5 protein-coding genes are annotated in these 6,385 nt (G+C 73.2%); 4 read left to right on the forward strand and 1 reads right to left on the reverse strand.

The genetic code is table 11. The features are described 5' to 3' along the window. Position 1: 1 nt before the first annotated feature. Positions 2 to 664, reverse strand: a complete 663-nt coding sequence (locus Q1K33_RS16110; RefSeq protein ID WP_300405746.1) for an AzlC family ABC transporter permease — start codon at positions 662 to 664, stop codon at positions 2 to 4. A 69-nt stretch (positions 665 to 733) separates the two neighbouring features. Between Q1K33_RS16110 and Q1K33_RS16115 the strand changes: the two genes are divergently transcribed. From Q1K33_RS16115 to Q1K33_RS16130, 4 genes are read left to right on the forward strand one after another with little or no spacing between them, the layout of a single operon-like run. Then, positions 734 to 2,203 carry an FAD binding domain-containing protein gene (locus Q1K33_RS16115; RefSeq protein WP_300405747.1) on the forward strand — a complete coding sequence of 490 codons (1,470 nt, stop codon included), beginning with the start codon at positions 734 to 736 and terminating at the stop codon, positions 2,201 to 2,203. Further along, complete coding sequence (locus tag Q1K33_RS16120) at positions 2,200 to 4,608, forward strand: molybdopterin cofactor-binding domain-containing protein (protein ID WP_300405748.1); 2,409 nt, start codon at positions 2,200 to 2,202, stop codon at positions 4,606 to 4,608. Before Q1K33_RS16115 ends, Q1K33_RS16120 begins: the two co-directional genes overlap by 4 nt. Beyond that, positions 4,605 to 5,432, forward strand: a complete 828-nt coding sequence (xdhC, locus tag Q1K33_RS16125) for a xanthine dehydrogenase accessory protein XdhC (protein WP_300405749.1) — start codon at positions 4,605 to 4,607, stop codon at positions 5,430 to 5,432. The genes Q1K33_RS16120 and xdhC overlap by 4 nt, the downstream gene beginning before the upstream one ends. Positions 5,433 to 5,458: 26 nt before the next feature. Then, positions 5,459 to 6,313: a cobalamin-binding protein gene (locus tag Q1K33_RS16130; RefSeq protein WP_300405750.1), complete on the forward strand. Its 855-nt coding sequence runs from the start codon at positions 5,459 to 5,461 to the stop codon at positions 6,311 to 6,313. Positions 6,314 to 6,385: the final 72 nt, after the last annotated feature.

Genomic DNA, 6,385 nt, shown 5'->3' on the forward strand with positions numbered 1-6,385 from the left:
GTCACCGGGCCAGTCCGACCAGCGCTGCGGCGGCGGCCACCAGGATCGGGATGCCGGCGGGCACGAACGGCACCAGGGCCAGCGCGATCACGGCCCCGGCCAGCGCGATGCCACGCGACCCCGGTCGGCGCAGCTCGGCGACGAGCAGGGCGAGGAAGAAGGTCGGGTAGACGGCGTCCAGCCCGAAGCGCTCGATGTCGCCGATCAGGTCACCGCCGTACGCGCCGAGCAGGGTCCCGCTGATCCAGCCGACGTACTGCGGGGCCGTCGCGCCGAAGAGGAGCCAACGGTCGAAGGTGCCGTCTCCGTTGTTGGCGACGGCCCACGACGGATCGACGACCGTCTGGGCCTGGACGGCGCGCAGGGCCGGGCCGCCCGGCAGAGAAGGGGCGAGCGCGGCACCCATCGCCAGGAAGCGAGCATTCATCAGGCTGGCCGCCACCACGCCGGAGACGACCCCACCGCCAGCCACGACGATCGAGGTGGCCGCGAACTGCGCCGCACCCGCGTGGACCAGTGCCGACATCACCAGGGCCTGCAGCGGCGAGAACCCGGCCTGCACGGCCAGGACGCCGAACGACGACGACAGCAGCAGCCCGACCGCTGCGAACGGCACCCCGAGACGCACGCCGCGCCGGAAGGAGGCTCGGTGGTCGGCGTGCACCACGTGAGCCTAGAAGGTGGTGCTTCGCGTCGTCACACGGCTGTCACCCGTCGCTCCTAGGATGAGGGAGTGGGTAGCGACGTACAGATCACCGTCAACGGGCAGCAGCGTCCGCTGGGCACCGCCCGCGTGCACACCTCGACCCTCGACTGGCTGCGCGACCAGGGCCTGACGGGTGCCAAGGAGGGCTGCGCCGAGGGCGAGTGCGGTGCCTGCTCGGTGATGGTGGCCAGGCCGGACCCGGTCGATGCCGGGGCCACCCGGTGGACGGCGCTCAACGCCTGCCTGGTCCCCGCGGCCGCGCTCGACGGCCAGGAGATCGTGACGTCGGAGGGTCTGGGCAGCCCCGACACCCTGCACGAGGTGCAGCACGAGATGGCGGTCCGTGGCGGGTCGCAGTGCGGCTACTGCACGCCCGGATTCGTGTGCAGCATGGCGGCGGAGTACTACCGCCCCGACCGCGGCTCGGGCGTGACCGGCCTCCACGAGCCCGGTGAGGTCGGGCCCAACGACTTCGACCTGCACGCCCTGAGCGGCAACCTGTGCCGCTGCACGGGCTACCGCCCGATCCGCGACGCCGCTTTCGCCCTCGGCGATCCCGCCGCCGACGACGCCCTCGCTGCCCGCCACACGTCCCCGCCACCGGCGCCGGTCGCCACCCACGTCGCCGACCTGGACGGCACCTTCGTGCGGCCCTCGAGCCTCGCCGAGGCCCTCACCGTCCTGCGCGACCACCCCGACGCCGTCCCCGTCGCGGGCTGCACCGACCACGGCGTCGAGGTCAACCTGCGCGGACTGCGGGCGTCGTACGTCGTCGCGCTCGACCGGCTGCCCGAGCTGCGGGAGCTGACGACGACCGATGCGGCGATCACCCTGGGAGCAGCGCTCACGCTCTCGGAGATCGAGGCCCGCCTGGCGAGCGCCGGGGTGTCGCTGCCGCTGCTCGGAGCCGTGATCCCCCAGTTCGCCTCCCGCCTGATCCGCAACGGCGCCACGCTCGGGGGCAACCTCGGCACCGCCTCGCCCATCGGCGACACAGCACCCGCCCTCCTCGCCCTCGACGCCCGGCTCGTGCTCGCCTCGGCCGAGGGCGAGCGGGAGGTCGCGCTGGCGTCGTACTTCACCGGCTACCGGGAGACGCTCAAGCGCCCCGACGAGCTGATCCGGGCGGTCCGGATCCCGCTGCCACTGGCCGGCGTCACGGCGTTCCACAAGGTCGCCAAGCGCCGCTTCGACGACATCTCCGGGGTCGCGGTGGCGGTCGCGCTCGACGTCGTCGACGGCATCGTCGTGACCGCTCGCATCGGGCTGGGCGGGGTCGCGGCCACCCCGCTCCGGGCGAGCGCCACCGAGGCCGCCCTCACCGGCGAGCCCTGGTCCCTGCAGACGGTGGCGGCCGCTGCCGAGGTGCTGAGCAGCGAAGGAACGCCCATCGACGACCAGCGCGCCAGCGCGGCGTACCGCTCGGCGATGCTGGGCCAGGCACTGCCGCGCCTGTGGCACGAGAGCCAGGACCACGAAGAGGTGGTCTCGTCATGACCACGCTGTCCTCCCGCCCGGACAGCGGTGTCTCGGTCGGCCTCGACGTCCCGCACGAGAGCGCGGCACTGCACGTCACCGGCGCGGCGGTCTACACCGACGACCTGGTGCAGCGCACCCACGGCATCCTGCACGCCCATCCTGTCTGCTCGACCCATGCCCACGCCCGGGTCAGGGGCCTGCGCCCCGAGCCGGCGTACGACGTGCCCGGCGTCGTGCGCGTGCTGACCGCCGCCGACGTCCCAGGTGTCAACGACGCCGGCGTGAAGCACGACGAGCCGCTGTTCCCCGACGAGGTGATGTTCCACGGGCACGCCGTGTGCTGGGTGCTCGGCGAGTCGCTCGAGGCCGCCCGCCGCGGTGCCGCGGCCGTGGAGGTCGACTACGAGCCACTGCCGGCGATCGTGACCGTGGCCGAGGCGATCGCGGCCGAGAGCTTCCAGGGCGGTCAGCCGACGGTGGTGCGCGGCGACGTCGAGGCGGCCCTCGCGGGTGCGGCGCACGTGTTCAGCGGGGACATCGACTTCGCCGGCCAGGAGCACTTCTACCTCGAGACGCACTGCTCGCTGGCCCTGGTCGACGAGGCCGGTCAGGTCTTCGTGCAGTCCAGCACCCAGCACCCGACCGAGACGCAGGAGATCGTCGCGCACGTCCTCGGCCTCGACAGCCACGAGGTCACCGTGCAGTGCCTGCGGATGGGCGGCGGCTTCGGGGGCAAGGAGATGCAGCCGCACGGGTTCGCAGCGATCGCCGCCCTGGGGTCGCGCCTGACCGGCCGCCCGGTACGGCTGCGGCTCAGCCGTCAGCAGGACATGACGATGTCGGGCAAGCGGCACGGCTTCGACGCCCGGTGGCGAGTCGGCTTCGACGAGGCCGGGCTGCTGGTCGCCCTCGACGCGACCCTCACCTCCGACGGCGGCTGGAGCCTCGACCTCTCCGAGCCGGTGCTCGCCCGCGCGCTGTGCCACGTCGACAACGCCTACTGGCTGCCGGACGTGCGGATCAACGGTCGCATCGCCCGGACCCACAAGACGTCGCAGACCGCGTTCCGAGGGTTCGGCGGGCCGCAGGGCATGCTCGTGATCGAGGACATCCTGGGGCGCTGCGCTCCCCTGCTCGGCATCGAGGCGCGCGAGCTGCGGCGCCGCAACTTCTACGCCGACGACCAGGAGACGCCGTACGGCCAGCCGGTGCGACACGCCTCACGGATCACCGCGGCGTGGGACCAGCTGGTCGACTCCGCCGACATCGCCGCGCGCGAGGCCGAGGTTGCGTCGTACAACGCCTCGCACGAGCACACCAAGCGCGGGCTGGCGCTGACGCCGGTGAAGTTCGGGATCTCGTTCAACTTCACCGCCTTCAACCAGGCCGGCGCCCTCGTGCACGTCTACAAGGACGGCTCGGTGCTGATCAACCATGGCGGCACCGAGATGGGCCAGGGCCTGCACACCAAGATGATCCAGGTCGCCGCGACCGCGCTCGGGGTGCCGCTGGCGCGGGTGCGGCTCGCGCCGACGCGCACCGACAAGGTCCCCAACACCTCGGCCACCGCGGCCAGCTCGGGTGCCGACCTCAACGGCGCGGCGATCAAGAACGCCTGCGAGCAGATCACGGCACGGCTCCACGAGGTCGATGCCGGACGCGGACTGCCGTGGGAGGAGGTCGTGCGCGAGGCCTACTTCTCGCGCGTCCAGCTGTGGGCGGCAGGCTTCTACAAGACCGAGGGTCTGCACTGGGACTCCTCACTGATGCGCGGGCACCCGTTCAAGTACTTCGCCTACGGCGTCGCTGCGGCCGAGATGGAGGTCGACGGCTTCACCGGCGCCTACCGCACCCGGCGCGTCGACATCGTCCACGACGTCGGAGACTCCCTCTCGCCCCTGGTCGATCTGGGGCAGATCGAGGGCGGCTTCGTGCAGGGGGCGGGCTGGCTGACGTTGGAGGACCTGCGCTGGGACTCCTCGTCGGGTCCCGGACGTGGCCGGCTGACCACGCAGGCGGCCAGCACCTACAAGCTCCCGTCGTTCTCCGAGATGCCGGAGGTCTTCAACGTCTCCCTGCTCGAGGAGGCGCACGAGGACGGCGTCGTCTACGGCTCGAAGGCTGTCGGGGAGCCGCCGCTGATGCTGGCCTTCGCGGTGCGAGAGGCGCTGCGCGAGGCGTGCGCCGCCTTCGCTCCCGAGCCGGGCTTCAGCGTGGACCTGGCCTCCCCCGCGACACCGGAGGCGGTGTTCTGGGCGGTCCAGGCCGCGCGAACCGGCGCGCCGGCGCCGGTCACCGAGGGCGCGCCAGGGGTGGAGCCCGACCAGCCGTCGTCCGACGCGCCGGCGCTGCACCCGCACTCGGAGCAGGTCGCGAGCCGGGTGCCCGGCAACCCGGTGACCGGCCACGAGGCCCGGCCATGAGTGACTGGCTCGACGCCCTCGCCGCGCTCCGGCGCGAGCGGGAGGCGGCGGTGCTCGTCACCGTCGCGGCCGCGCGCGGCCATGCTCCTCGCGAGGCCGGCGCCAAGATGGTCGTCAGCGCCGCCGCCACCTGGGGCTCGATCGGCGGCGGCAACCTCGAGGAGACTGCGATCGCGCGCGCCCGCCTGCTCCTCTCGTCGGTGGCGGGGTCGCCCGTGCAGGTCGAGGTGTCGCTCAGCGACAAGGCGCGCACCGAGCACGGTCGCCAGTGCTGCGGCGGGGAGGTGTCGCTGCTCCTGGAGCCGGTGCCGGTGCGCCCGGCCGTCGCGGTCTTCGGGCTGGGTCACGTGGGCCAGGAGCTGGCCCGGGTGCTGGTGCGCCACGACGTCGAGCTGCACCTCGTGGACTCGCGAGCGTCGTACGTCTCCGACGCAGCGGTGGGGCCGTTGCTGGACGGTCCGGCGACGGTGGTCGCCCACCACGCTCCCCTGCCCGAGGTCTCGCTCGGCGAGCTGCCTCGTGGCACCGATGTCCTGATCATGAGCCACGACCACGCCGAGGACTTCGCCCTGTGCGACGCCGCTCTGCGGTGCGAACACCTGGGCTCGATCGGGCTGATCGGGTCGTCGGCGAAGTGGCGGCGCTTCGAGCAGTCGCTCGGCGTCGAGGGCCACACGCCCGACGCGATCGCCCGGATCCGCTGCCCGATCGGCGACCCGGCCGTGGTCTCGGGGCTGGGCGGTGGCAAGCAGCCCGCGGCGATCGCCCTCGCCGTGGCGGTCGAGGTGCTGGCCGGGCTGCGGCGGACGGCCGAGGTCTCCTGACGTCCGGCGGCGGGGACACTGGACCCATGCGCGTCGTCTCCCTGCTCCCCTCGACCACCGAGATCCTGTTCGCCATCGGAGCCGGTGCCGACGTGGTCGGCGTGACCTTCGAGTGCGACTTCCCGGCCGAGGCCCGCGAGCGGCGGATCGTGTCGAGCACCTCGATGCCCGAGGGGCTCACCCCGGCCGAGATCGACGACTTCGTCACCGCAGCCGTCGCGGCCGGCGAGGACCTCTACCGCCTCGACGCCGGAGCCCTCGCCGACCTGGACGCCGACCTCGTGGTCACCCAGGACCTGTGCGCCGTGTGCGCGATCGACGTCTCGCTCGTCGACGACGCCCTCGCCCACCTCGGCTGCGCTGCCGACGTGCTGACGTTCGACCCGCACACGCTCGACGAGGTGCTGGCGTCGGTGGACACGATCGGAGCGGCCGTCGACCGGGTGGCCGAGGCCGACGTCCTGGTCGCCTCCCTGCGCGCACGTCTCGAGGGCGTACGACGCCAGGTCGCCGCATGCCCGGACCGAGGCGACCGACCTCGCGTCGTCCTGCTCGAGTGGACCGACCCGCCGTACGCCCCCGGCCACTGGATCCCCGAGATGATCGAGATCGCCGGCGGTGAGTGTGTGCTGGGCACGGCGGGCGAGAAGTCGGTGCGCGTCACGTGGGAGCAGGTGCGCGACGCTCGACCGGACGTCGTCCTGGTCGCGCCGTGCGGCTTCGACCGGGCCGGCGCCCGGGCCCAGGCCGATGCCCTGGTGGCCGCGGGCGTGCTGCCGGAGGACGTGCGCATCCATGCCCTCGATGCCGATGCGATGTGGGCGCGGCCGGGCCCGCGCCTGGTGGACGGTGTCGAAGAGCTGGTCGGCTTGCTGGGTTGATCTTCCGGGTGGGTGTGGGGCCCGCTCATCGTGCGTTCTTCGGGGTGGGTAGGGCGCCCGCGCGCAGTCGAC

It is taken from the genome of Nocardioides sp. (assembly GCF_029937575.1).
GTDB lineage: Bacteria > Actinomycetota > Actinomycetes > Propionibacteriales > Nocardioidaceae > Nocardioides.

Excerpts from the sequence above, each read along its gene's own strand:
- Q1K33_RS16120 (WP_300405748.1), top strand. The coding sequence starts at position 2,200 with ATGACCACGCTGTCCTCCCGCCCGGACAGCGGTGTCTCGGTCGGCCTC.
- xdhC (WP_300405749.1), top strand. The coding sequence starts at position 4,605 with ATGAGTGACTGGCTCGACGCCCTCGCCGCGCTCCGGCGCGAGCGGGAG.
- Q1K33_RS16130 (WP_300405750.1), top strand. The coding sequence starts at position 5,459 with ATGCGCGTCGTCTCCCTGCTCCCCTCGACCACCGAGATCCTGTTCGCC.